General features: G+C 64.4%; 19 protein-coding genes. 11 read left to right on the top strand and 8 right to left on the bottom strand.

Annotation, left to right across the window (positions count from 1 at the left end; translation table 11 throughout):
* The first annotated feature begins 63 nt into the window (after positions 1-63).
* From tcyJ to CXQ81_RS03505, 10 genes are all read left to right on the top strand, one after another.
* Positions 64-861 carry a cystine ABC transporter substrate-binding protein gene (tcyJ, locus tag CXQ81_RS03550; protein ID WP_007925306.1) on the top strand — a complete coding sequence of 266 codons (798 nt, stop codon included), beginning with the start codon at positions 64-66 and terminating at the stop codon, positions 859-861.
* 50 nt (positions 862-911) lie between these two features.
* A complete protein-coding gene (gene tcyL, locus CXQ81_RS03545; RefSeq protein WP_037005081.1) occupies positions 912-1,577 on the top strand; it encodes a cystine ABC transporter permease in 666 nt (221 codons plus the stop codon).
* Between the two features lie 4 nt (positions 1,578-1,581).
* Positions 1,582-2,343: an L-cystine ABC transporter ATP-binding protein TcyN gene (tcyN, locus tag CXQ81_RS03540; RefSeq protein WP_007925310.1), complete on the top strand. Its 762-nt coding sequence runs from the start codon at positions 1,582-1,584 to the stop codon at positions 2,341-2,343.
* Positions 2,344-2,924: 581 nt separating this feature from the next.
* Positions 2,925-4,166, top strand: coding sequence for an SfnB family sulfur acquisition oxidoreductase (locus tag CXQ81_RS03535; RefSeq protein WP_101336497.1), 1,242 nt, complete (start codon positions 2,925-2,927; stop codon positions 4,164-4,166).
* Positions 4,167-4,190: 24 nt separating this feature from the next.
* Positions 4,191-5,396: an SfnB family sulfur acquisition oxidoreductase gene (locus CXQ81_RS03530; protein WP_101336496.1), complete on the top strand. Its 1,206-nt coding sequence runs from the start codon at positions 4,191-4,193 to the stop codon at positions 5,394-5,396.
* Positions 5,396-6,763 carry an LLM class flavin-dependent oxidoreductase gene (locus tag CXQ81_RS03525; RefSeq protein WP_101336495.1) on the top strand — a complete coding sequence of 456 codons (1,368 nt, stop codon included), beginning with the start codon at positions 5,396-5,398 and terminating at the stop codon, positions 6,761-6,763. Before CXQ81_RS03530 ends, CXQ81_RS03525 begins: the two co-directional genes overlap by 1 nt.
* Positions 6,764-6,908: 145 nt before the next feature.
* Positions 6,909-7,718: a MetQ/NlpA family ABC transporter substrate-binding protein gene (locus CXQ81_RS03520; RefSeq protein WP_101336494.1), complete on the top strand. Its 810-nt coding sequence runs from the start codon at positions 6,909-6,911 to the stop codon at positions 7,716-7,718.
* Position 7,719: 1 nt separating this feature from the next.
* Complete coding sequence (locus CXQ81_RS03515; RefSeq protein ID WP_101336493.1) at positions 7,720-8,868, top strand: methionine ABC transporter ATP-binding protein; 1,149 nt, start codon at positions 7,720-7,722, stop codon at positions 8,866-8,868.
* On the top strand, positions 8,858-9,502 hold the full coding sequence (locus tag CXQ81_RS03510; RefSeq protein ID WP_007925318.1) for a methionine ABC transporter permease: 645 nt from the start codon (positions 8,858-8,860) through the stop codon (positions 9,500-9,502). Before CXQ81_RS03515 ends, CXQ81_RS03510 begins: the two co-directional genes overlap by 11 nt.
* A 188-nt stretch (positions 9,503-9,690) precedes the next feature.
* Positions 9,691-10,317 (top strand): bifunctional 2-polyprenyl-6-hydroxyphenol methylase/3-demethylubiquinol 3-O-methyltransferase UbiG, encoded by a 627-nt coding sequence (locus tag CXQ81_RS03505; protein WP_101336492.1) that lies wholly within the window; start codon positions 9,691-9,693, stop codon positions 10,315-10,317.
* Positions 10,318-10,420: 103 nt separating this feature from the next.
* Here CXQ81_RS03505 and CXQ81_RS03500 read toward each other — a convergent pair whose 3' ends face one another.
* From CXQ81_RS03500 to CXQ81_RS03490, 3 genes are read right to left on the bottom strand one after another with little or no spacing between them, the layout of a single operon-like run.
* Complete coding sequence (locus tag CXQ81_RS03500; protein ID WP_101336491.1) at positions 10,421-13,486, bottom strand: efflux RND transporter permease subunit; 3,066 nt, start codon at positions 13,484-13,486, stop codon at positions 10,421-10,423.
* Entirely contained in the window at positions 13,483-14,553 is a 1,071-nt protein-coding gene (locus tag CXQ81_RS03495; protein ID WP_101336490.1) for an efflux RND transporter periplasmic adaptor subunit, read from the bottom strand. Before CXQ81_RS03495 ends, CXQ81_RS03500 begins: the two co-directional genes overlap by 4 nt.
* Positions 14,550-15,644, bottom strand: a complete 1,095-nt coding sequence (locus CXQ81_RS03490; protein ID WP_101336489.1) for an efflux RND transporter periplasmic adaptor subunit — start codon at positions 15,642-15,644, stop codon at positions 14,550-14,552. Before CXQ81_RS03490 ends, CXQ81_RS03495 begins: the two co-directional genes overlap by 4 nt.
* Positions 15,645-15,881: 237 nt before the next feature.
* Here CXQ81_RS03490 and CXQ81_RS03485 point away from each other — a divergent pair, with 237 nt between their 5' ends.
* Positions 15,882-17,051 (top strand): AAA family ATPase, encoded by a 1,170-nt coding sequence (locus tag CXQ81_RS03485; protein WP_101336488.1) that lies wholly within the window; start codon positions 15,882-15,884, stop codon positions 17,049-17,051.
* Positions 17,052-17,274: 223 nt separating this feature from the next.
* Here the strand turns inward: CXQ81_RS03485 and CXQ81_RS03480 are convergent, their stop codons facing one another.
* The 5 genes from CXQ81_RS03480 to CXQ81_RS03460 form a co-directional block, all read right to left on the bottom strand.
* Positions 17,275-18,156 (bottom strand): transporter substrate-binding domain-containing protein, encoded by an 882-nt coding sequence (locus CXQ81_RS03480; RefSeq protein ID WP_101336487.1) that lies wholly within the window; start codon positions 18,154-18,156, stop codon positions 17,275-17,277.
* Positions 18,153-18,935, bottom strand: a complete 783-nt coding sequence (locus CXQ81_RS03475) for an amino acid ABC transporter ATP-binding protein (protein WP_009041663.1) — start codon at positions 18,933-18,935, stop codon at positions 18,153-18,155. The genes CXQ81_RS03480 and CXQ81_RS03475 overlap by 4 nt, the downstream gene beginning before the upstream one ends.
* On the bottom strand, positions 18,932-19,591 hold the full coding sequence (locus CXQ81_RS03470) for an amino acid ABC transporter permease (RefSeq protein ID WP_085533338.1): 660 nt from the start codon (positions 19,589-19,591) through the stop codon (positions 18,932-18,934). The genes CXQ81_RS03475 and CXQ81_RS03470 overlap by 4 nt, the downstream gene beginning before the upstream one ends.
* Positions 19,572-20,237: an amino acid ABC transporter permease gene (locus CXQ81_RS03465; RefSeq protein WP_101336486.1), complete on the bottom strand. Its 666-nt coding sequence runs from the start codon at positions 20,235-20,237 to the stop codon at positions 19,572-19,574. Before CXQ81_RS03465 ends, CXQ81_RS03470 begins: the two co-directional genes overlap by 20 nt.
* 558 nt (positions 20,238-20,795) lie before the next feature.
* Complete coding sequence (locus tag CXQ81_RS03460; protein ID WP_101336485.1) at positions 20,796-21,578, bottom strand: MetQ/NlpA family ABC transporter substrate-binding protein; 783 nt, start codon at positions 21,576-21,578, stop codon at positions 20,796-20,798.
* Positions 21,579-21,810 lie beyond the last annotated feature (232 nt).

Genomic DNA, 21,810 nt, shown 5'->3' with positions numbered 1-21,810 from the left:
CCCGCTCACCGATTGACCTGCATCTCCCAACCGCATCTGCATAAGAAAACACAGGGGCTTGTCATGATTTTTTCCGCACTACGTCGAAATATCCTCATTGGCTCGCTGGGTCTGGCCCTCGGTGCCGGGTTGCTGGGGCAAGCGGTTGCCGGTGAGCAACTGCAGAAGATCAAGGACGCCGGCACCATCAACGTCGGCCTGGAAGGTACTTATCCACCGTTCAGCTACGTCGACGAAAGCGGCAAGCTGGCCGGCTTCGAAGTCGAGTTCTCCGAAGCCCTGGCGCAGAAGCTGGGCGTGAAGGTCAAACTGCAGCCGACCAAGTGGGACGGCATCCTCGCCGCCCTGGAGTCCAAGCGCCTGGACGCGGTGATCAACCAGGTGACCATCTCCGATGAGCGCAAGAAAAAATACGACTTCTCCACCCCCTACACCGTTTCCGGCATCCAGGCCCTGACCCAGAAGAAGAACGAAGGCAAGTTCAAGACCGCCGCCGATCTGGCCGGGCACAAGGTCGGTGTCGGCCTGGGCACCAACTACGAACAATGGCTCAAGGACAACGTGCCGCAAGCCATCATCAAGACCTACGACGACGATCCGACCAAGTACCAGGACCTGCGCGTAGGCCGTATCGACGCGATCCTGGTGGACCGCCTGGCCGCCTTCGAGCTGATCAAGAAAACCAACGACACCCTGGCCGTTTCCGGCGAGCCCTTCTCCCGCCAGGAAGCCGGCGTGGCCCTGCGCAAAGGCGAACCCGAACTGCTGGCCGCGGTGAACAAGGCGATCGAGGAACTGCGCGCCGACGGCACGCTGAAAAAGCTCTCGGAAAAATACTTCAACGCTGACGTCACTCAATAATGGAAGCAGGTTTTCAGTTCGAACTGTCTTTCCCGCAGTTGAGCCAGCAAATCGCCGAAACCACGCAGCTGTTGCTGAACTCCGCGCCCTTCCTGCTCAAGGGCGCGTATTTCACGGTCATCCTCAGCCTCGGCGGCATGTTCTTCGGATTGGCGCTGGGGTTCGCCCTGGCGCTGATGCGCCTGTCGCGCTTCAAGCTGCTGAGCTGGATCGCCCGCGTCTATGTGTCGTTCTTTCGCGGCACGCCGTTGCTGGTGCAACTGTTCGTGATCTATTACGGCCTGCCGCAGCTGGGTATCGAGCTTGACCCATTGCCGGCGGCGCTGATCGGTTTCTCGTTGAACATGGCGGCCTACGCCTGCGAGATCCTGCGCGCGGCCATCGGCTCCATCGAGCGCGGGCAGTGGGAAGCGGCGGCCAGCATTGGCATGACCCGGGCCCAGACCCTGCGCCGGGCGATCCTGCCGCAAGCCATGCGCACGGCCCTGCCGCCCCTGGGCAACAGCTTTATCTCGCTGGTCAAGGACACGGCCCTGGCCGCCACCATCCAGGTCCCAGAACTGTTCCGCCAGGCACAGCTGATCACCGCCCGGACCTTCGAAGTCTTCACCATGTATCTTGCCGCCGCACTGATCTACTGGGTTCTGGCCAGCGTGCTGGCGCACCTGCAGAACCGACTGGAAGAGCGGGTCAATCGGCACGACCAGGAGTCCTGAACCCATGATTGTGGTTGAAAAACTGACGAAGCAGTTCAAGGGTCAGACCGTCCTCAATGGCATCGACCTGACGGTGGCGGAAGGCGAGGTGGTCGCCATCATCGGCCCCAGCGGCTCGGGCAAGACCACCTTTTTGCGCTGCCTGAATTTCCTCGAAGAACCTACCAGCGGCCGGATCAAGGTCGGCAACATCGAGATCGATGGCAGCCGCCCGCTGACCCAGCAGCAGGGCCTGGTGCGGCAACTGCGCCAGCAGGTGGGTTTCGTGTTCCAGAACTTCAACCTGTTCCCCCATCGCACCGCGTTGGAAAACGTCATCGAAGGCCCGCTGGTGGTGAAGAAGACGCCCCGCGAGCAGGCACTGGCCCTGGGCCGCGGACTATTGGCCAAGGTCGGCCTGGCGGGCAAGGAAGACGCCTATCCGCGGCGCCTCTCCGGCGGCCAGCAACAGCGCGTGGCGATTGCCCGGGCGCTGGCGATGGAGCCGGAGGTGATCCTGTTCGACGAACCGACCTCGGCCCTCGACCCGGAGCTGGTGGGCGAAGTGCTGGCGACCATCCGCGGCCTGGCCGAAGAAAAGCGCACCATGGTCATCGTCACCCACGAAATGGGCTTCGCCCGCGACGTGGCCAACCGGGTGATCTTCTTCGACAAGGGGGTGATCGTCGAACAGGGCGAAGCCAAGGCGCTGTTCGCCAACCCCAGGGAAGAACGCACCCGGCAATTCCTCAGCAAGTTCCTCACCTCGGGCCATCCCCAGGCCTGACCTGTACCCTCGCTGCCGAGCCCAGGATGGGCTGTGCAGCGAACGCAAACCCGCCGTCACATTCCGCCAGACACATCGCATACGCCGGTTTACGACGGCTGCGCCGCCGAGCGCAGGCTACGCCAGCGGCTACAGAAACCGCGTTCCCCTGTAACCACGTCCCCCTGTAACCGCTGCCGAGCAACGCGAGGCTGCGATCGGTCTGGGCGGCATTCCGACACAGCGGCCGCCAGGCCCGCCACTGCATTGCGCCCGGAAAACCGTATGCCCCGGTTTTACGACGGCTACGTCGCCGCGCGTAGGCTGCGCCAGCGGCTACAGGCCTCAGATCTATCTCCCATTACCCTTCGCCTTTTCCTACCTGCCGTATACGTAAACCCCTTCTATACATATTCCTAAAAGTTAGTTTATTTAATTTTTATACGCGCATAGGGTATATGCACCGGACCACCGGACATTCTTGAACCCGATTTCGCCGCCACGGCGCGGCACTTCCAAAGATGTGAGGTAGGTATGGTCCGGAACACAATCACCCCAGTGCAGATCGCCAGGGCATTGCGTGCAGCCAAGGAGTGGCACTGATGTCCAATCTGGCCGATGCAAATGTCCAGAGCGATCTGGATGTCGCCCCCCTGTTGTTGCCCGCACGGGTTCTGCTGAACGACGCAGAAGCCCTTCAAGCCGCCCATGAACTGGCCACCGTCGCCCGCCAGCAGGCGGCCCGGCGCGACCAGCAGCGCAAGCTGCCGTGGGCACAAATCGAACATTTCACCCGCAGTGGCCTGGGCAGTATTGCCATCCCCCGTGAATACGGCGGCCCGCAGGTTTCCTTCGTCACCCTGGCCGAAGTCTTCGCGATCATTTCCGCGGCCGACCCGGCCCTGGGACAGATCCCGCAGAACCAGTTCGGCATTCTCAACCTGATCCTCGGTAGCGCCACCGAACGGCAGAAAAAGCAGCTGTTCCAGAGCGTGCTGGAAGGCTGGCGCATCGGAAACGCCGGCCCGGAACGCGGGACCAAAAACACCCTGGAACTCAAGGCACGGATCAGCGCCGACGGCGACGGTTATCTGCTCAATGGCCAGAAGTTCTATTCCACCGGCGCCCTGTTCGCCCACTGGGTGGCGGTCAAGGCGTTGAACGACGACGGCAGGCAGGTCCTGGCCTTCGTCCGGCGCGGCACGCCAGGGCTGCGCATCGTCGACGACTGGTCGGGCTTCGGCCAGCGCACCACCGCCAGCGGCACCATTTTGCTCAACAACGTGCGGGTCGATGCCGACCTGGTGGTGGACAACTGGCGCATCAACGAGTCGCCGAATATCCAGGGCGCGGTCTCGCAGCTGATCCAGGCGGCCATCGACGCCGGCATCGCCCGCGCCGCCATCGACGACGCCATCAGCTTCGTGCGTGAACGCTCGCGGCCGTGGGTCGACGCCAACGTCGAACGGGCCAGCGACGACCTCTATGTGATCGCCGACATCGGCAAGCTGAAAATCGAACTGCACGCCGCCGAGGCCCTGCTGCGCAAGGCCGGCCAGGTGCTGGACCAGGTCAATGCCGCGCCGATCAGCGCCGAATCCGCCGCCCGCGCCTCGATCGCCGTGGCCGAAGCCAAGGTGCTGACCACCGAGATCTCCCTGCTGGCCAGCGAGAAACTCTTCGAGCTGGCCGGCAGCCGCGCCACCCTCGCCGAGTTCAACCTCGACCGGCACTGGCGCAACGCCCGGGTCCACACCCTGCACGATCCGGTGCGCTGGAAATACCACGCCGTCGGCGCCTATCACCTGAACGGCACCCTGCCGGCTCGCCATTCCTGGATTTAAGCGACCAGATCTCTGGAGAAGTACATGACTCTTTCTCAACACGTCGCGGTCATAACCAGCGATGAGCAAGCCCTGATCGTCGCCAGCGACCTGGCCGAGGATTTCAAGCGCGACAGCGCCCTGCGCGACCGCGAACGCCGCCTGCCCCACCCCGAACTCGAAGCCTTTTCCCGCTCCGGCCTGTGGGGCATCAGCGTGCCCAGGGAATACGGCGGCGCCGGTGTGTCCAACGTCACCCTGGCCAAGGTCATCGCCCTGATCGCCCAGGCCGACGGCTCCCTGGGGCAGATCCCGCAGAACCATTTCTACGCCCTCGAAGTGCTGCGGGTGAACGGCAGCGAGGCGCAGAAAAAACGCCTGTACGCCGAGGTCCTGGCCGGCCAGCGCTTCGGCAATGCCCTGGCCGAACTGGGCACCAAGACCGCCCATGACCGCACCACTCGCCTGACCCGGGATGTGCAGGACGGACGCGACGGCTATCGCATCAACGGTCGCAAGTTCTATTCCACCGGCGCCCTCTACGCCCAGCGCATCCCCACGTCGGTGGTGGACGAAAACGGCGTGCAGCAACTGGCCTTTGTCCCCGCGGGCAGCCAGGGCCTGAACGTGATCGACGACTGGAGCGGCTTCGGCCAGCGCACCACCGGCAGCGGCTCGGTGGTATTCGAGGACGTGTTCGTCGCCGCCGAGGACGTGATTCCCTTTCAGAGCGCCTTCGAGCGCCCGACCACCGTCGGCCCGCTGGCGCAGATTCTCCACGCCGCCATCGACACCGGTATCGCCCGCGCCGCCTATGAGGACGCCCTGCATTTCGTGCGCACCAAGACCCGGCCGTGGATCGATTCCGGCAACGACAAGGCCAGCGAAGACCCGCTGACCCTCAAGAGCTTCGGCCACCTGAGCGTTCGCCTGCACGCCACCGAGGCGTTGCTGGAGCGCTCCGGGGAGTTCCTCGACGCGGCCCAGGCCGAGCCCGACGCCGAGACGGTGGCCGCCGCTTCCATCGCGGTCGCCGAGGCTCGCGCCATCAGCACCGAAATCTCCCTGGCCGCCGGCAGCACCCTGTTCGAGCTGGCCGGCAGCCAGGCGACCCTGGCCGAACACGGCCTGGACCGTCACTGGCGCAACGCCCGGGTGCACACCCTGCACGACCCCGTGCGCTGGAAGTACCACGCGGTGGGCAACTACTACCTCAACCAGACGAACCCGCCACTGCGGGGGACGATCTGATGAGCGCTCTGGAGAAAGGCAAAAAAAAGATCCTGCTCAATGCCTTCAACATGAACTGCATCGGGCACATCAACCACGGCCTGTGGACCCATCCACGGGACACCTCGACCCAGTACAAGACTATCGAGTACTGGACCGAGCTGGCGCAGCTGCTGGAGCGCGGACTGTTCGACGGGCTGTTCATCGCCGACATCGTCGGGGTCTACGACGTCTACCAGAACTCGGTGGACGTGACGCTCAAGGAGTCGATCCAGCTGCCGGTCAACGATCCACTGCTGCTGGTTTCGGCCATGGCCGCGGTGACCCGCAACCTCGGCTTCGGCCTCACCGCCAACCTCACCTACGAGCCGCCGTACCTGTTCGCCCGGCGCATGTCGACGCTGGACCACCTGAGCCGCGGCCGGGTCGGCTGGAACATCGTCACCGGCTACCTCGACAGCGCCGCCAAGGCCATGGGCCTGAGCGAACAGGCCGAGCACGACCGGCGCTACGACCAGGCCGATGAATACCTGGAAGTGCTCTACAAGCTCTGGGAAGGCAGCTGGGAAAACGACGCGGTGATCAACGACCGCGAACAACGGATCTACGCCCGGCCGGAGAAGGTGCACAAGGTCGAGCACAAGGGCGAGTTCTATCAGGTCGAGGGCTATCACCTGTGCGAACCCTCGCCGCAGCGCACGCCGGTGCTGTTCCAGGCCGGCAGTTCCGATCGCGGCCTGCTGTTCGCCGGGCGCCACGCCGAATGCGTGTTCATCAGCGGGCAGAACAAGCCCTCGACCAGGGCCCAGGTGGACAAGGTCCGTGCCAGCGCCGTGGCGGCCGGGCGCAATCCCGAGGACATCAAGGTGTTCATGGGGCTCAACGTGATAGTCGCCGAGACCGAGGAACTGGCCTGGAAGAAGCACGCCGAGTACCGCAGCCATGCCAGCGCCGAGGCCGGGGTGGCGCATTTCTCGGCGTCCACCGCCATCGATTTTTCCCAGTACGAGATCGACGAACCGATCCAGTACGTGAAGAGCAACGCCATCCAGTCGGCCACCAAGAACCTGCAGAACAACGACTGGACCCGGCGCAAGCTGCTCGACCAGCACGCCCTGGGCGGGCGCTACATCACCGTGGTCGGTTCGCCGCAGCAGGTGGCCGACGACCTCGAATCCTGGATCGCCGAGACTGGCCTGGACGGCTTCAACCTGACCCGCATCGTCACCCCGGAAAGTTATGCCGACTTCATCGACCTGGTGATCCCCGAGCTGCAACGCCGCGGCTCGTACAAGACCGCCTACGACAACGGCACCCTGCGCGAAAAGCTGTTTCGGCAGGACGCGCAATTACCGGAGCAACACAGCGGATCCACCTATCGCCACTAACCCTGTAGCCGCTGCCGCAGGCTGCGATAAGGCCCGAAGGGCCTTCCAACGATCTCAAGAGCACGTCCTCTTCGAGGCCGATCGCAGCCTTCGGCAGCGGCTACAGGTCACCTGAACATCCCATGCACTGACTGGAAACCTGACCATGACAACCAAGCTCTTAAGCCACCCAGTCAAAGCACTGGCCCTCGCCCTCGGACTGTTCGCCAGCGCGGTATTCGCCGCCGACGCGCCGCTGAAAGTCGGCACCACCGCCGCCTTCGCCATCCCCCTGGAAGCCGCCGTCGAAGAGGCCGGCAAACAGGGCCTGAAAGTCGAGCTGGTGGAGTTCAGCGACTGGATCGCGCCGAACGTCAGCCTGGCCGCCGGCGATATCGACGTGAACTACTTCCAGCACATCCCGTTCCTGGAAAACGCCAAGGCCGCCGCCGGCTTCGACCTGGTGCCGTTCGCCCCGGGGATCATCAACAACGTCGGCCTGTACTCGAAGCGATACAAAAGCTTCGACGAACTGCCCGAAGGCGCCACCGTGGCCATCGCCAACGACCCGATCAACAGCGGCCGCGGCTTGCAGCTGCTGGCCAAGGCCGGCCTGATCAGCCTCAAGCCGGGGGTCGGCTACAAGGCCACCGAGGACGACATAGTCGCCAACCCAAAGAAACTGAAGATCCTCCAGGTCGAGGCCGTGCAACTGGTACGCGCCTATGACGACGCCGACCTGGTGCAGGGCTACCCGGCCTATATCCGCCTGGCCAAGACCTTCGATGCCGGTTCGGCGCTGCTGTTCGACGGCCTCGACCACAAGGAATACGTGATCCAGTTCGTGATCCAGCCCAAGAGCAAGACCGACCCGCGGCTGATCAAGTTCGTCGATATCTACCAGCATTCGCCGGCTGTGCGCGCCGCCCTGGACAAAGCCCACGGCAAGCTCTACCAAGCCGGCTGGGAAGGTTGAGATGAGCGTCGCCTACCTTGCGCACAAGTCGCCGAACCAGCCGCCCGAACAGCGGCAAGACGCGCAGCAGACCGAGCTGCATCCAGAACTGAACCAGGCCCACGTGCGCTTCATCGGCCTGACCAAGACCTACCAGGGCCAGCAAGGCCCGGTGCAGGCCCTGCACGGGATCGACCTGGCGATCCAGCGCGGCGAGGTGTTCGGCATCATCGGCCGCAGCGGCGCCGGCAAGTCGTCGCTGATCCGTACCATCAACCGCCTGGAACAGCCTTCGGGCGGCCGGGTGCTGATCGATCAGGTGGACATCGGCGACTTCGACGAAGACCGCCTGGTGGAGCTGCGCCGGCGCATCGGCATGATCTTCCAGCACTTCAACCTGATGTCGGCCAAGACCGTGTGGCAGAACGTCGAGCTGCCACTGAAGGTGGCCGGCGTGCCCAAGGAACAGCGCGAGCGCAAGGTCCGCGAACTGCTGGAGCTGGTGGGCCTGAAGGACAAGCACAAGGCCTACCCGGCGCAGCTCTCGGGCGGGCAGAAACAGCGGGTGGGCATCGCCCGGGCGCTGGTCCACGACCCGGCGATCCTGCTGTGCGACGAGGCCACCTCGGCGCTGGACCCGGAGACCACCCAGTCGATCCTCGGCCTGCTCAAACAGATCAACCAGCGCCTGGGCCTGACCATCGTCCTGATCACCCACGAGATGGCGGTGATCCGCGATATCTGCGACCGCGTGGTGGTGCTGGAGCATGGGCATATCGTCGAGCAGGGGCCGGTCTGGGAAGTGTTCGGCAACCCGCAGCACGAGGTCAGCAAGACCCTGCTGGCGCCCTTGCAGCACGGCTTGCCGGAAGAGCTGCAAAACCGCCTGCAAAGCCAGCCGAAGTCTTCGGACGCGGCGGTGGTATTGCGCGTGCAGTTCACCGGCAGGAGCAGCGACGAGCCGGACCTGGCCGCGCTGTTCAGCACCCTGGGCGGGCGCGTGCGGCTGCTGCACGGCGGCGTGGAACGGATCCAGGGGCATGCCCTGGGGCAATTGCTGCTGGCGGTCAGCGGCTCGTCCCTGGGCGCCGAGGAGCAACGTTTGCGCGCGCAGCACTTTTTGCACAAGCAATGGACACAACAGGTAGAGGTGCTGGGTTATGTGGTTTGATCGCTTGCTCCAGGGCGTTATCGATACCTTCCTGATGGTCGGCGTGTCGTCGCTGATCGCGCTGCTGGCGGGCATTCCGCTGGCGGTGATCCTGGTCACCAGCGGCAAGGGCGGGATCTATGAAGCGCCCAGGCTGAACAGCGTGCTGGGGGCCTTCGTCAACCTGTTCCGCTCGATCCCGTTCCTGATCCTGATGGTGGCGCTGATCCCCTTCACCCGGCTGATCGTCGGCACTACCTACGGCGTCTGGGCCGCCGTGGTGCCACTGACCATCGCCGCCACGCCGTTCTTCGCGCGGATCGCCGAGGTCAGCCTGCGCGAGGTCGACCACGGCCTGATCGAAGCCGCCCAGGCCATGGGCTGCCGGCGCTGGCACATTGTCTGGCATGTGCTGTTGCCGGAGGCGCTGCCGGGCATCGTCGGCGGCTTCACCATCACCCTGGTGACCATGATCAACTCCTCGGCCATGGCCGGGGCCATCGGCGCCGGTGGCCTGGGGGACATCGCCTATCGCTACGGTTACCAGCGTTTCGACAGCCAGATCATGCTCACGGTGATTGTGCTGCTGGTGATCCTCGTCGCAGCGATCCAGCTCGGCGGCGACCGCCTGGCGCGGGTGCTCAACAAACGTTGAGAAACACCACCTTGCTGCGCGGCCCTGTAGCCGCTGCCGAAGGCTGCGATAAGGCCCGAAGGGCCTTCGGCGCTCTCAAGAGCTCGGCCGCTTCGCAGCCGATCGCAGCCTTCGGCAGCGGCTACAGAGGGCCGAGGGGACGGGCATGGGGTATATTCGGCACATCACTCCAGCCAACGCAGCCCGCCATGAAACTCGCTCCCGACGACCTCGACCAGATCACCTCCACCACCCTGGGTCACTACAACCAGGTGGCCGAAGATTTCCGCGAAGGCACCCGCGACCACGATGTCAGCCAGAACATCGACGCGCTGCTTCGACATATCCAGGGCACAGCGCCCTTCACCCTGCTGGACTTCGGCTGCGGCCCCGGGCGCGACCTGCAGACCTTTACCCGCCTGGGTCATATCGCGGTCGGCCTCGATGGCTCCGAACGCTTTGCCCAGATGGCCCGGGACGACAGCGGCTGCGAGGTCTGGCAGCAGGATTTCCTCAAGCTCGACCTGCCCGTCGAGCGCTTCGACGGCATCTTCGCCAACGCCGTGCTGTTTCATATCCCCTCGCAGGAGTTGCCGCGGGTGCTGCGCCAACTGCATGCCACGCTGAAACCCGGCGGCGTGCTGTTCAGCTCCAACCCGCGCGGCGACAACCGCGAAGGCTGGAACGGCGCACGTTATGGCGCCTACCACGACCTGGCGGCCTGGCAGCAATTGCTCACCGCGGCGGGGTTTGTCGAGCTGGAGCATTACTACCGACCCGCCGGCCTGCCGCGGGAGCAGCAGCCGTGGCTGGCGAGTGTGTGGCGCAAGGTTTGAGCGGTTTGCCAGATAGGCCGTAGCGCCTGGTTCGCGGGCAAGCCTCGCTCCTACGTAGGAGCGAGGCTTGCCCGCGATGGCGTCCTCTCGAACGAGCACAATCTCAAGCCGTGGTTTTCTTCGGCTCCTGGATCTTGTACCAGGCCACATACAGCGCCGGCAGGAACAGCAGCGTCAGCAGGGTGGCGACGATGATGCCGCCGATCATGGCGTAGGCCATCGGCCCCCAGAACACTTCCCGGGCGATGGGGATCATGCCCAGGCTGGCCGCCGCGGCGGTCAGCAGGATCGGCCGGCGCCGGTGCTCGGTGGCTTGCACCACCGCGTCCCAGGATGAATGACCGGCGCGCTCGAATTCGTCGATCTGGGTCACCAGGATCACCGAGTTGCGGATGATGATGCCGATCAGCGCGAGAATCCCGAGGATCGCTACAAAGCCCATGGGCGTGCCCGACGGCACCAGCGCCAGGACCACGCCGATCAGCCCCAGGGGCGCAACGCTGGCCACCAGGAACAGCTTCTGCACGCTGTGCAGCTGGATCATCAGGAAGGTCGCCATGAGGAACAGCATCAACGGCACCACCTTGGCGATCGGCCCCTGGGCCTTGCCGCTCTCCTCCACCGTGCCGCCGGTGGCCACCGAATACCCCACCGGCAGGCCGGCGGCGAACGTGTCGATGTCGGGCTTGAGCAACCTGACCAGGTCGGTCGGCTGGATCTCATCACGCACCGAGGCCTTGATGGTGATGGTCGGCTTGCGGTCACGGCGCCAGACCAGCGGCTGCTCCAGTTCGTAACGCACGGTGGCGAAGGCCAGCAGCGGAATCGAGGTGCCGTTGGGGTTGACGATCTGCAGGTTCTGCAGGGTTTCCGGGGAACCGCGCTCGCTGTCGTCGGCCCGGCCGACCACGTTGATCAGGTAGATGTCGTCATGCACCTGGGTCACGGTGGAGCCACTGACGATGCTGTTCATCAACTGCGCCACGTCCTCCGAAGACAGCCCCAACTGGCGGGCCTTGTCCTGGGCGATGTCGATGCGCAGCACTTTGCCCGGCTCGTTCCAGTCGTAGATGATCTCGCCGATGTGCGCGTTCTTGTCCAGTTCGGTGGCCAGCTCGATGGCGTGCTTGCGCACCTGGTCGATGTCCTTGCCGCTGACCCGGTACTGGATCGGCCGCCCCACCGGCGGGCCCATTTCCAGGGCCTGGACGTAGCTGCCGATGCCGACGAAGTCGTCGCGCAGGCGTTTTTTCAGGCGTTCGGTCAGCGCCGTGCGCGACTCCAGGCCCTTGCTGACGATCACCAGCTGCGCGTAGTAGGGGTTCTGCAGTTGCTGGTCCAGCGGCAGGTAGAAACGGATCGCGCCTTCGCCGATGTAAGTGCTCCAGCGCACGATGTCCGGATCGTCCTTGAGGGTCGCCTCCAGGCGATCCACCGCCATGCGGGTCTCGGCGATCGAGGCGTTCTGCGGCAGGTTGAGGTCGACGAGAATCTCCGGCCGGTCCGAGGACGGGAAGAACTGGTTCTGCACGAAGCGCATGCCGACCACCGACAGCACGAACGCCAGGACGGTAATACCGATGGCCCACCAGCGGTTGCGCATGGCCCACAGCAGGCCGCCGTTGAAGGCGCGGCCGATGCGGCCCGGCTCCTCGGAGTGGGGCTTCACATGGGTGCTGAGGATATGCACGCCGATCACCGGGGCGAACAGCACGGCGACTATCCACGACACCAGCATGGCCACGGCGATCACCGCGAACAGGGTGAAGGTGTACTCGCCGGCGGAACTGGCGTTGAGGCCGATGGGCACGAAGCCGGCGACCGTCACCAGGGTCCCGGTGAGCATCGGGAAGGCCGTGGAGGTGTAGGCGAAGGTCGCCGCCTGCTCCTTGCTCTCGCCCATCTCCAGGCGCGTGACCATCATCTCCACGGTGATCATCGCGTCGTCCACCAGAAGGCCCAGGGCGATGATCAGCGCACCGAGGGAAATCCGCTGCATGGTGATGCCGCTGTATTCCATGAAGACGAAGACCATCGCCAGCACCAGCGGAATCGAGCATGCCACCACCAGCCCGGCGCGCACGCCCAGGCTGACGAAACTCACCACCAGCACGATCACCACCGCCTCGAACAGCGCGCTGGTAAAGCCGCCGACGGCTTTTTCCACCACCTCGGCCTGGTCCGACACCGTGTGCACGCCCACGCCCACCGGCAGCTCGGCGGTGAGCTGGTCCATCTTGAGGTGCAGGGCCTTGCCGAAGTCCTGGATGTTGCCGCCCTTCTTCATGGCGATCGCCAGGCCGATGGCCGGCTGGCCGTTGAAGCGGAACTGCGGCGTCGAAGGGTCGACGTAGCCGCGGCTGATCTCGGCGATATCCGCCAGGCGATAGAAGCGCTCGTTGAGCCGCAGGTTGACCGTGGCCAGGTCTTTCTCGGAAGCGAACTGCCCCGAGGTGCGCACGGAAATCCGCTCCGGCCCGGCCTCGATCACCCCGGCCGGGGTCACCGCGTTCTGCGACTGCAGGCTTTGCAGAACCTGGCGCTGGTCGATGCCCAGCGCCGCCAGCTTGCGTGTGGAGAAGTTCAGGTAGATGACTTCGTCCTGCTCGCCGACCATCTCCACCTTGCCCAGGTTCGGCACCTCGCGGATCTCGGCGCGCACCTGCTCCACGTAGTCGCGCAACTGACGCATGCTCAGGCCGTCGGCGGTAAAGGCGTAGACCGAGCCGAACACATCACCGAATTCGTCGTTGAACCCCGGCCCTTGCAGACCCTGGGGGAAGTCGCCGCGAATGTCGTTGATCTTCTTGCGCACCTGGTACCAGATCTCGGGGATGTCCTTGGCGCTGGTGGTGTCACGCAGGTTGACGAACACCGTCGATTCGCCGGGGCGGGTGTAGCTTTTCACGTAGTCGAGGGAGTCCAGCTCTTCGAGCTTTTTCTCGATGCGGTCGGTGACCTGCTTGAGGGTTTCCTCCTGGGTCGCGCCCGGCCAGCGGGTCTGGATGACCATGGTCTTGATGGTGAAGGACGGGTCTTCCTCGCGCCCCAGGTTCATGTAGGAGAACACGCCCATCAGCAGGGCGACGAACATCAGGTACCAGATGAACGACTGATGCTTGATGGCCCACTCGGATAAATTGAAGCTCCCTTTCGTGGCCGGCGTCATCGTGGGCTGTCCTCGTCGATTTTGACTTTCTGCCCCGGTTTGAGGCTGTTCACACCGGCGCTCACCACCCGCTCGCCGATTTTGATCCCGCTGCCGATCAATGCCGAATCATGGTCCCGGCTGAGCACCGTGACCTCCCGCGGCGCCACGGTCTGCGCCTGCGGGTCGACGATCCAGACCCGGGTCTGGCCGTCCACTTCCTGCAGGGCCGACAGCGGCACCTCGGTGCGCGGGACGATGGCGGAGCTGAGGGTCACGCTGATGGCCGTGCCGAGGCGGAACGCTTCGGGGGTTTCGGTCAGGGTCAGGCGCGAGCGCCGGGTACGGGTGGCGCTCTGCGCCTGGGGTTCGATTTCACGCACGATGGCGCTGGTGTTGATGCTCGGGTCCAGCTGCAAGGCGACCTTGAACACCACGTCGGCCGGCAACTGATCCACCAGCGTCGCCGGCAGGTCGATCACCGCTTCCTTGATGTCCGGGCGGGCCAGGGTCACCACCTGCTGGCCGGCGCTGACCACCTGGCCGGCCTCGGCATTCCAGGCGGTGACCACGCCGCCATGATCGGTGCGCAGCTCGCTGTAGGCGAGTTGGTCGCGGGCCTGGCTGACCGCGGCCCTGGCCTGGTCCAGGGAGGCGCGAGTGGTCTTCAGGTCGGTCTGGGCGATATCCAGCTGCGCCTGGGCGCCGACGCCACGGTCGAACAATTGCTGCTGGCGCCGGGCGTTGGCCTGGGCATTGATCCATTGCGCCTCGATCCGGGCCAGGTCGCCCTGGGCGGAACGCAACTGGTTCTGCTGGTCGGTGGGGTCGAGGGTGGCGAGCAAGGCGCCCTTGCCCACCTCGGCGCCGACGTCGACATTGCGATTGGCGATACGCCCCGGCACCCGGAAACCGAGGTTGGTTTCATAGCGGGCCTGGATGCTCCCGGCGAACCGCCCGAGGCTTTCCTCGGACTCGGCGCGCACCTCGAACGACAGCACCGGGCGCACCGGCTCGGGCGCCGGTTCTTCCTTGGAGCAGGCGCCCAGCGTCAGGCCGGCGCACAACAGCAGGGACAGGCGCTTCATGGCTGGGCTCCTTGGGTGCCGGTCTCGGCAACGATCTCGACGAGCATCCCCGGGTGCAACAACTGGCCACCGGCGATCACCACTTTTTCGCCGCCCTTGAGGCCGTCGCTGATGATCACCTTGCCGGTCTGGTAACGCCCCACCGTGACGGTGTGCAGGGTAGCCTTGCCGTCCTCGCCCACCAGCCATACGGCCGGCTCGTTGAGGTTCTTGGTCAGCGCCGCCCAGGGCAGCTCGACACTGGCCTGGCCGGCCGCATGGGCGCTGGCGCTGACCACCGAGCCCAGGTCCATGCCCGCCGGCAGGCCGTCGAGGGCCACCTTGACCTGCACCGTGCCGCTCTGCGCCGACACCACCGGGGTGACTTCACGCACCTTGCCGGTGGTCTTGATGTTCGGGTTGTCCAGCAGGCTGACGGTGATCGCGCCTTGCTTCGGCGGGGCCACCAGCAGCGATTCGTAGACGTTGAACACGGCGTCGCGCTCGCCGTCGCGGGCCAGGCTGTAGATCGGCACCGTGGCCTGCACCACCTGGCCGACTTCGGCCTGGCGCGCGGTGATCACCCCCGGCGCGTCGGCGATCAGCGCGGTGTAGCTCAGTTGCTCGCGGGCGTTGGCCAACTGCGCCTGGGCCGCGCTCAGGGCGCTCTGGCTGCTGTGCAGCGCCGCCTGGGCGGCATCGTATTCGCTCTGGCTGGTATAGCCCTTGGGCAGGAGTTTCTGCTGGCGGACGAAGGCCGCGCTGGTCTGCTTGACCCGTGCCTGTTCGGCGAACACCGAGGCGGCGGCGGAATCGACATTGGTCTGCAGGTCTTTCGGGTCGAGCCGGGCCAGGACCTGTCTGGCCGTGACCCGGTCGCCGACGTCGACCAGGCGCTGGATGATCTTGCCGCCGACGCGGAACGACAACTCGGTCTGCACCCGCGCCTGCACATCGCCGGTCAGGGTCACCTGCGCGGCGAAATCGCGGGTCTGCACTGGCTGCACGCGCACCCGCGGCCGCTCCTTTTCGCTCGGTTTTTCCGCGCCACAACCGCTCAGTAGAGCAGCCAGCATCAAACCCACTATCCACTTCGATTCGAGACCAGCCATGCAGGCTCCTTGGCGCGACGCCATCGTACAGGTGACGATACGACTGTGAGCTTAGAACAGGGTTCCACTGCTGCACGCAAGGGGATCACAAACCCTGTAGCCGCTGCCGCAGGCTGCGATCGAGCGCAACGCGGGCGCTGCTTTGGCAAACGCAGGAAGTCCTGGGGAGCTGTCGCGGCGGCTACACAATCGGCACCAATCAGGCACACTGCGCCTCCATGCACAAGGAGCCCCGGCATGCTCAAGACCCTGGCAGTGGCCAATTACCGCTCGATCAACAAACTGGTGATTCCGCTGCAGCGGCTGAACCTGATCACCGGCCCCAACGGCAGCGGCAAGTCCAACCTGTACAAGGCCCTGCGCCTGCTGGCGGAAACCGCCCAGGGCGGGGTGGTCAACGCGCTGGCCCACGAAGGCGGCCTGGACTCGACGTTCTGGGCCGGGCCGGAGCAGATCAGCCGACGCATGCGCAATGGCGAGGTGCCCATCGAGTCCAGCGTGCGTCAGACCAGCAAGCGCCTGCGCCTGGGTTTTTCCGGCGAGGACTTCAGCTATGCCATCGCCCTGGGCCTGCCCATGCCACTGCCCGAACACGTGTCCTACTTCTCCCTGGACCCGGAAATCAAACGCGAATGCATCTGGGCCGGGCCGCTGTATCGCCCGGCCAGCCTGCTGGTCAACCGGGCCGGGCCGATGATCCGCACCCGCGAGGGTCGCGACTGGGACGTGCTGGCCCAGCACACGCCGACCTTCGACAGCCTGTTCGACCAGGTGGGCAACCTGCGCTCTTCACCGGAAGTGTTGTTGCTGCGCGAGAACATTCGCGGCTGGCGCTTCTACGATCACTTTCGCAGCGACGCCGAGGCGCCGGCGCGGCAACCGCAACTGGGCACCCGCACCCCGGTGCTGCATCACGATGGCCGCGACCTGGCGGCGGCCCTGCAAACCATCCGTGAGATCGGTGACCCCGAGGCCCTGCAAAGGGCGGTCAGCGACGCCTTCCCCGGTGCCCGCCTGAACATCGCCCCGCTGCAGGGCGGGCGCTTCGCCATCGAGTTCCATCAGGACGGTCTGCTGCGGCCGCTGTCGGCGGCGGAGCTGTCGGACGGCACCCTGCGCTACCTGCTGCTGGTCGCCGCCCTGCTGACGCCGCGGCCACCGACGCTGATGGTGCTCAACGAACCGGAAACCAGCCTGCACCCGGACCTGCTGCCGGCCTTGGCGCGCCTGATCATTCGCGCCTCGCAGCAGTGCCAGGTGTGGGTGGTGTCCCATGCCAGCCGGTTGATCGCGGCGTTGCAGCAACACCCGGAGTGCAACTGCATCGTGCTGGAGAAAAATTTCGGCCAGACCGAAATCGTCGGCCAGGGGATGCTCGATGAACCGGCGTGGTATTGGCCGGATTGAGCGGCCTCAAAAATATCGCGGGCAAGAACCAGACGTCCCCCCCTGCTCCTACGGGGTGCAATGCTTGCCGGTATGGTCGCATGCAATCCCTGTAGCCACTGCCGCAGGCTTCGATCGACCCGGGCCGCGTTCGGAGAACGGTCGCAGCGGCTTCAAGGTCGCCGAGGTCCTTCGGACCTATCGCAGCCTGCGGCAGCGGCTACAGGGGCTCAGGCACAGACTGTCACCCCTGCCACTTGCCGCCTTCGACAATCACGCTTTCAGGCTTGGTGTCGTCGCTCAGTTCCTTGCGCACGTACTGGTCGTAGAGCTTGAGCAGGTACTTGTCCTCGCCCAGCTTGGCCAGCTCGGCGTTGACCCAGTCACGCAGTTCGATATTGCCCTTCTTCACCGCCGGCGCGATTGGCGCCTGCTCCCCCAGGGTCTGCGGCAGTACGCGGTAACCCGGGTTCTGCTTGGACCAGCTGAACAGGATCAGGTTGTCCTGGGCATAGGCATCGCCGCGGCCGTTGGCCAGGGCTTGCAGGGACTCGGAGTTCTTCTCGAACTTCAGCAGTTTCCAGTCCGGGTGGTTCTTGGTCAGCCAGATATCGGCAGTGGTGCCGGTGGTGACGATAGTGGTGCGGCTCGCCAGGTCATCCAGGCTCTTCACTTCGCTGCCATCCGGCACCAGGGCCTGTACCGCGACCTTGAGGTTGGGGTTGGTGAACTCCACCGCTTCCTTGCGCTCCGGGGTGACGGTCATGTTGGCCAGGATCAGGTCGACCTTGTCGCTCTGCAGGAACGGAATACGGCTGGCCGGCTCCACCGCGACGAACTCCACCTTGTTCTCGTCGCCCAGCAGGTCCTTGGCGAATTGCCGCCCGATATCGGTATCGAAGCCCACGTAGCGGCCGGTCTCGTCGACGAAACCGAACGGCGGCTTGTCGGTGAATACGCCGACGATCAGCTTGTCGCGGGCCTTGATCTTGTCCAGGTAGCCGGCCGCCGGGGCAGCGCTGGCGCTGGCCGCAGGCTTGGGCGGCTCGGCGGATTTATCGCAGCCGGCTAGCAGGGCGAGGCCGAACAGCGGGAGTAGCAGTAGCGAAGACTTGGCAGTTTTCATAAGAGCTCCAGTTCCTTTGCAGGGATCTTTTTTGGCAGTGTTTCAACGAAGGAGAATTTCTCCAGGAACTGCTGCGCTCGTGCGCTCCGCGGGTTCGTAAAGAAGATCTCGGGAGGGTGCTGTTCGAGGATGCGCCCGGCATCCATGAACACGATGCGGTCGGCCACCGCGCGGGCGAAGGCCATTTCGTGGGTGACGATCAACAGGGTCATGCCGTCCCGGGCCAGGCCCTGGATCACTTGCAGCACCTCCTTGACCATCTCCGGGTCCAGCGCCGCGGTGACCTCGTCGAACAGCATCACCTGCGGGTTCATGCACAGCGAACGGACGATGGCGATGCGTTGCTGCTGGCCGCCGGAGAGCTGGCGCGGGAAGGCATCGCGCTTGTCCGAAAGGCCCACCCGTTCCAGCAGCGCCTCGGCCTGGGCGCGGGCTTCGCGGCGGTCGCGTTTCTGCACCTTGAGCGGGCCGAGCAGGATGTTGTCGAGCACGCTCATGTGCGGGAACAGGTGGTAACTCTGGAACACCATGCCGATGTCCTGGCGCACCTGGCGCCAGTCGGTGGCCGGGTCCAGCAGCTCTTGGCCGGCGAATCTCAGGTGGCCGCCGTGGGCTTTTTCCAGGCCGTTGAGGCAGCGCAGCAAGGTGGACTTGCCGCAGCCGCTGGGGCCGAGAATCACCACCACTTCGCCCTGGGCGACCTTGAGGTCGATGTCCTTGAGCACCTGCTGCTCGCCGAAAAACTTGTTGAAACCCTGGAACTCGATCAGTGCGCTCATGCTTGCGTCCAGCGCCGCTCCAGCACGCGCGAGGCGGCCGACAGCGGGTAGCAGATAAAGAAGAAAAACAGGAACAGGGCGCCGTAGATCAGCACCGACTCGTAGGTGCGCTCGATGATCTGCTGGCCGACCTTGATCACGTCCACCACGCCGATCAGCACCGCCAGCGAGCTGGTCTTGATGATCCGCGTGTAGACGTTGATGGTCGGCGGCGTCATGCGTTTCAGCGCCTGGGGCAGCAGCACGTAGCCGTACAGCTGCGGGTCGGACAGGCCGATCGACAGCCCCGCCTCGCGCTGGCCGCGGGGCAGCGAATGCAGGGCGCCGCGCACCACCTCGCCGACTTCGCTGGCGCCCCACAGCGACAGTACCAGCACCGCGCAGGTGAAGCTGGGGATGCTGATGCCGAAGAAGATCGGGAATCCGAAGAACAGCAGGTACAGCCAGACCAGCACCGGGATCGCCCGGAACAGCTCCAGGTAGATGCGCAACACGGCGTTCAGCCATTTGCGGTCGAGGGTCCGCAGCACGCCATAGAGCACACCGCCGACGGTGCTGAAGGCGATGCTCAGCAGGGAGATCGATAACGTCTGCGCGGCGCCCTTGCCCAGTTGCGGCAAGGACACCCAGAGCAGTTCAAGACCCGAACTGGCCATGCTGCAACCTCCTTTCCAGACGGCTGAGCAACAGCGACAGCGGCAAGAACAGCAGCACGCAGATCAGCGTGAGCACGGCGAGCATTTCGTAGGTCTTGTAGTAGAGGGCGATGTAGCTCTTGGTGGTGTAGAGAATCTCCGGCACCGCCACCGCCGAGACCACGGTGGTTTCCTTGAGCAGGAAAATGAAATTGGCGAACAGCGACGGCAGGCTGAGGATCCCGGCCTGCGGCAGGATCACGTAGCGCAGCAGTTGCCAGCGCGACAGGCCGATGGAGCGGCCCGACTCCAGCTGGGCCGTCGGCACCGCTTCGACGCCGGCGCGCAGCACCTCGGTGAGGTAGGCGCCGCCGAGAAAGGTCATGGTGATGATCGCCGCGGCGAACCCGGAAATCTTCAGCCCCAATGCCGGCAGGGCGAAGTAGACGAAGAACAGCTGGATCAGCAGCGGGGTGTTGCGCGCCAGCTCCACGTACAACCCGATCAGGCGCTGCAGGTAGGGGGGGCGGAACACCAGGATGGTGGCGTTGATCAGGGCCACCAGAAGGGAGGTGGCGATGGCGATCAGGCCGACCTGCAAGGTCACGCCCACGGCCTTGAGGAAGGCCGGCAGCGTACTGAGGATAAAAGCGTAGTCGAGGGTCATGGCAATCCTGGACGCCGCTGGGGTACAGCGGCGGTGGTGCAGTCCATTGGGTGGTGGGTAACCACCCGGCAGGCATCGACTTTAAAGCTATAAAAACAATAATTTAAATACCGTTAAAGCATATTGATATCACTCAAAAAACTAACCTGCGGGGTTTGCCATGCGCGCCTGAGCCGGCTACTTTTCTGACGCCGTAAGGGATCTTTCCGATTCCAAGGAACGGACAAGCGGCCCCCGACTTCAACGGGCCAGACACGTACATGGACGATAAGAACAATGACCGACCTCAATACCCCGCAACCTCTCGATCCGCAGGACATCGTCAAATGGCTGAAGGCGCTGTGCCGGGCCATGAAGCCTTCCTGAGCAAAATCCCTTCATCGTTGATTGCCCGTAGTTGCGTCCTTGCCGATACACCGCGGCGCCTGGATCGCGAGCACGCTTGGCTCCTACAGAAGCAAGGTGAAGCCGTTCTTGCGGGCAATAAAAAACGCCGACGCTGTAGAAGCCATCGGCGTTTAAACCTTGAAGGGGTTTGTACGACTTAAGCGTAGCCCATCAGAAGGCAGGCAATACCGCGCCGCTGTATTTCTTCGCGATGAATTCTTTCACTTGCGGGCTGGTCAGGGCCTTGGCCAGTTTCTGGATGGCGGCGCTGTCCTTGTTGTCCGGGCGGGCCACCAGGAAGTTCACGTAAGGCGAATCGGCCCCCTCGATCACCAGCGCATCCTTGGCCGGGTTCAGGCCGGCTTCCAGGGCGTAGTTGGTGTTGATCATGTCCAGGTCGACCTGGTCCAGCACGCGCGGCAGCAGGGCCGACTCCAGTTCCTTGAACTTGAAGTTGTGCGGGTTCTTGGCGATGTCTTTCGGGGTCGCCAGGGCGTTTTTCGGGTCCTTGAGTTCGATCAGGCCGGCCTTCTGCAGCAGGATCAGGGCCCGGCCGCTGTTGCTGCCTTCGTTCGGAATAGCGATGGTCGCGCCGTTTTTCAGCTCGGCCAGGGTTTTGACTTTCTTCGAGTAGCCGCCGAACGGTTCGACGTGCACGCCAACCACGGTCACCAGGTTAGTGCCCTTGCCTTCGTTGAAGCTCTTCAGGTACGGCAGGGTCTGGAAGTAGTTGGCGTCCAGACGCTTCTGATCGACCTGCACGTTCGGCTGCACGTAGTCGGTGAAGACTTTGATTTCCAGGTCCACGCCTTCCTTGGCCAGGGTTGGCTTGATCAGTTCGAGGATCTCGGCGTGCGGCACAGGGGTGGCCGCCACTACCAGCTTCTCGCCAGCCTGGGCCAGACCGGCAGTCAGGGCAGCCGCCAGTGCGGTGAACAACAGAACCTTTTTCATGCAGTGTCCTTATGAGTCGTCAGTGACGACGGCTTTTGTAATGAAGGTGCCAGCGAAGTGCTATCTCTGGCGTGGAGCGGACAATACCGGGATTTTTTATTCCTTAACAATATCTTTTATTCACGTTGATATTCCATTTTGTTCATACACAATCGGACCGCTCTAGCCCGCATCTGAGGCGCTGTGCATGCCCCTGTAGCCGCTGCCGCAGGCTGCGATCGAGCGCGCAGCG

The organism is Pseudomonas sp. 09C 129, from assembly GCF_002843625.1.
Classification (GTDB): domain Bacteria; phylum Pseudomonadota; class Gammaproteobacteria; order Pseudomonadales; family Pseudomonadaceae; genus Aquipseudomonas; species Aquipseudomonas chlororaphis.
Note: the sequence above shows the minus strand (reverse complement) of the source record. Positions and strands in the feature narration are given on the sequence as shown.

What these genes read in the sequence shown, in the direction of transcription:
- tcyJ (WP_007925306.1), top strand. Translation starts at nt 64, where the DNA reads ATGATTTTTTCCGCACTACGTCGAAATATCCTCATTGGCTCGCTGGGT.
- tcyN (WP_007925310.1), top strand. Translation starts at nt 1,582, where the DNA reads ATGATTGTGGTTGAAAAACTGACGAAGCAGTTCAAGGGTCAGACCGTC.
- CXQ81_RS03535 (WP_101336497.1), top strand. Translation starts at nt 2,925, where the DNA reads ATGTCCAATCTGGCCGATGCAAATGTCCAGAGCGATCTGGATGTCGCC.
- CXQ81_RS03530 (WP_101336496.1), top strand. Translation starts at nt 4,191, where the DNA reads ATGACTCTTTCTCAACACGTCGCGGTCATAACCAGCGATGAGCAAGCC.
- CXQ81_RS03525 (WP_101336495.1), top strand. Translation starts at nt 5,396, where the DNA reads ATGAGCGCTCTGGAGAAAGGCAAAAAAAAGATCCTGCTCAATGCCTTC.
- CXQ81_RS03520 (WP_101336494.1), top strand. Translation starts at nt 6,909, where the DNA reads ATGACAACCAAGCTCTTAAGCCACCCAGTCAAAGCACTGGCCCTCGCC.
- CXQ81_RS03515 (WP_101336493.1), top strand. Translation starts at nt 7,720, where the DNA reads ATGAGCGTCGCCTACCTTGCGCACAAGTCGCCGAACCAGCCGCCCGAA.
- CXQ81_RS03510 (WP_007925318.1), top strand. Translation starts at nt 8,858, where the DNA reads ATGTGGTTTGATCGCTTGCTCCAGGGCGTTATCGATACCTTCCTGATG.
- CXQ81_RS03505 (WP_101336492.1), top strand. Translation starts at nt 9,691, where the DNA reads ATGAAACTCGCTCCCGACGACCTCGACCAGATCACCTCCACCACCCTG.
- CXQ81_RS03500 (WP_101336491.1), bottom strand. Translation starts at nt 13,486, where the DNA reads ATGACGCCGGCCACGAAAGGGAGCTTCAATTTATCCGAGTGGGCCATC.
- CXQ81_RS03495 (WP_101336490.1), bottom strand. Translation starts at nt 14,553, where the DNA reads ATGAAGCGCCTGTCCCTGCTGTTGTGCGCCGGCCTGACGCTGGGCGCC.
- CXQ81_RS03490 (WP_101336489.1), bottom strand. Translation starts at nt 15,644, where the DNA reads ATGGCTGGTCTCGAATCGAAGTGGATAGTGGGTTTGATGCTGGCTGCT.
- CXQ81_RS03485 (WP_101336488.1), top strand. Translation starts at nt 15,882, where the DNA reads ATGCTCAAGACCCTGGCAGTGGCCAATTACCGCTCGATCAACAAACTG.
- CXQ81_RS03480 (WP_101336487.1), bottom strand. Translation starts at nt 18,156, where the DNA reads ATGAAAACTGCCAAGTCTTCGCTACTGCTACTCCCGCTGTTCGGCCTC.
- CXQ81_RS03475 (WP_009041663.1), bottom strand. Translation starts at nt 18,935, where the DNA reads ATGAGCGCACTGATCGAGTTCCAGGGTTTCAACAAGTTTTTCGGCGAG.
- CXQ81_RS03470 (WP_085533338.1), bottom strand. Translation starts at nt 19,591, where the DNA reads ATGGCCAGTTCGGGTCTTGAACTGCTCTGGGTGTCCTTGCCGCAACTG.
- CXQ81_RS03465 (WP_101336486.1), bottom strand. Translation starts at nt 20,237, where the DNA reads ATGACCCTCGACTACGCTTTTATCCTCAGTACGCTGCCGGCCTTCCTC.
- CXQ81_RS03460 (WP_101336485.1), bottom strand. Translation starts at nt 21,578, where the DNA reads ATGAAAAAGGTTCTGTTGTTCACCGCACTGGCGGCTGCCCTGACTGCC.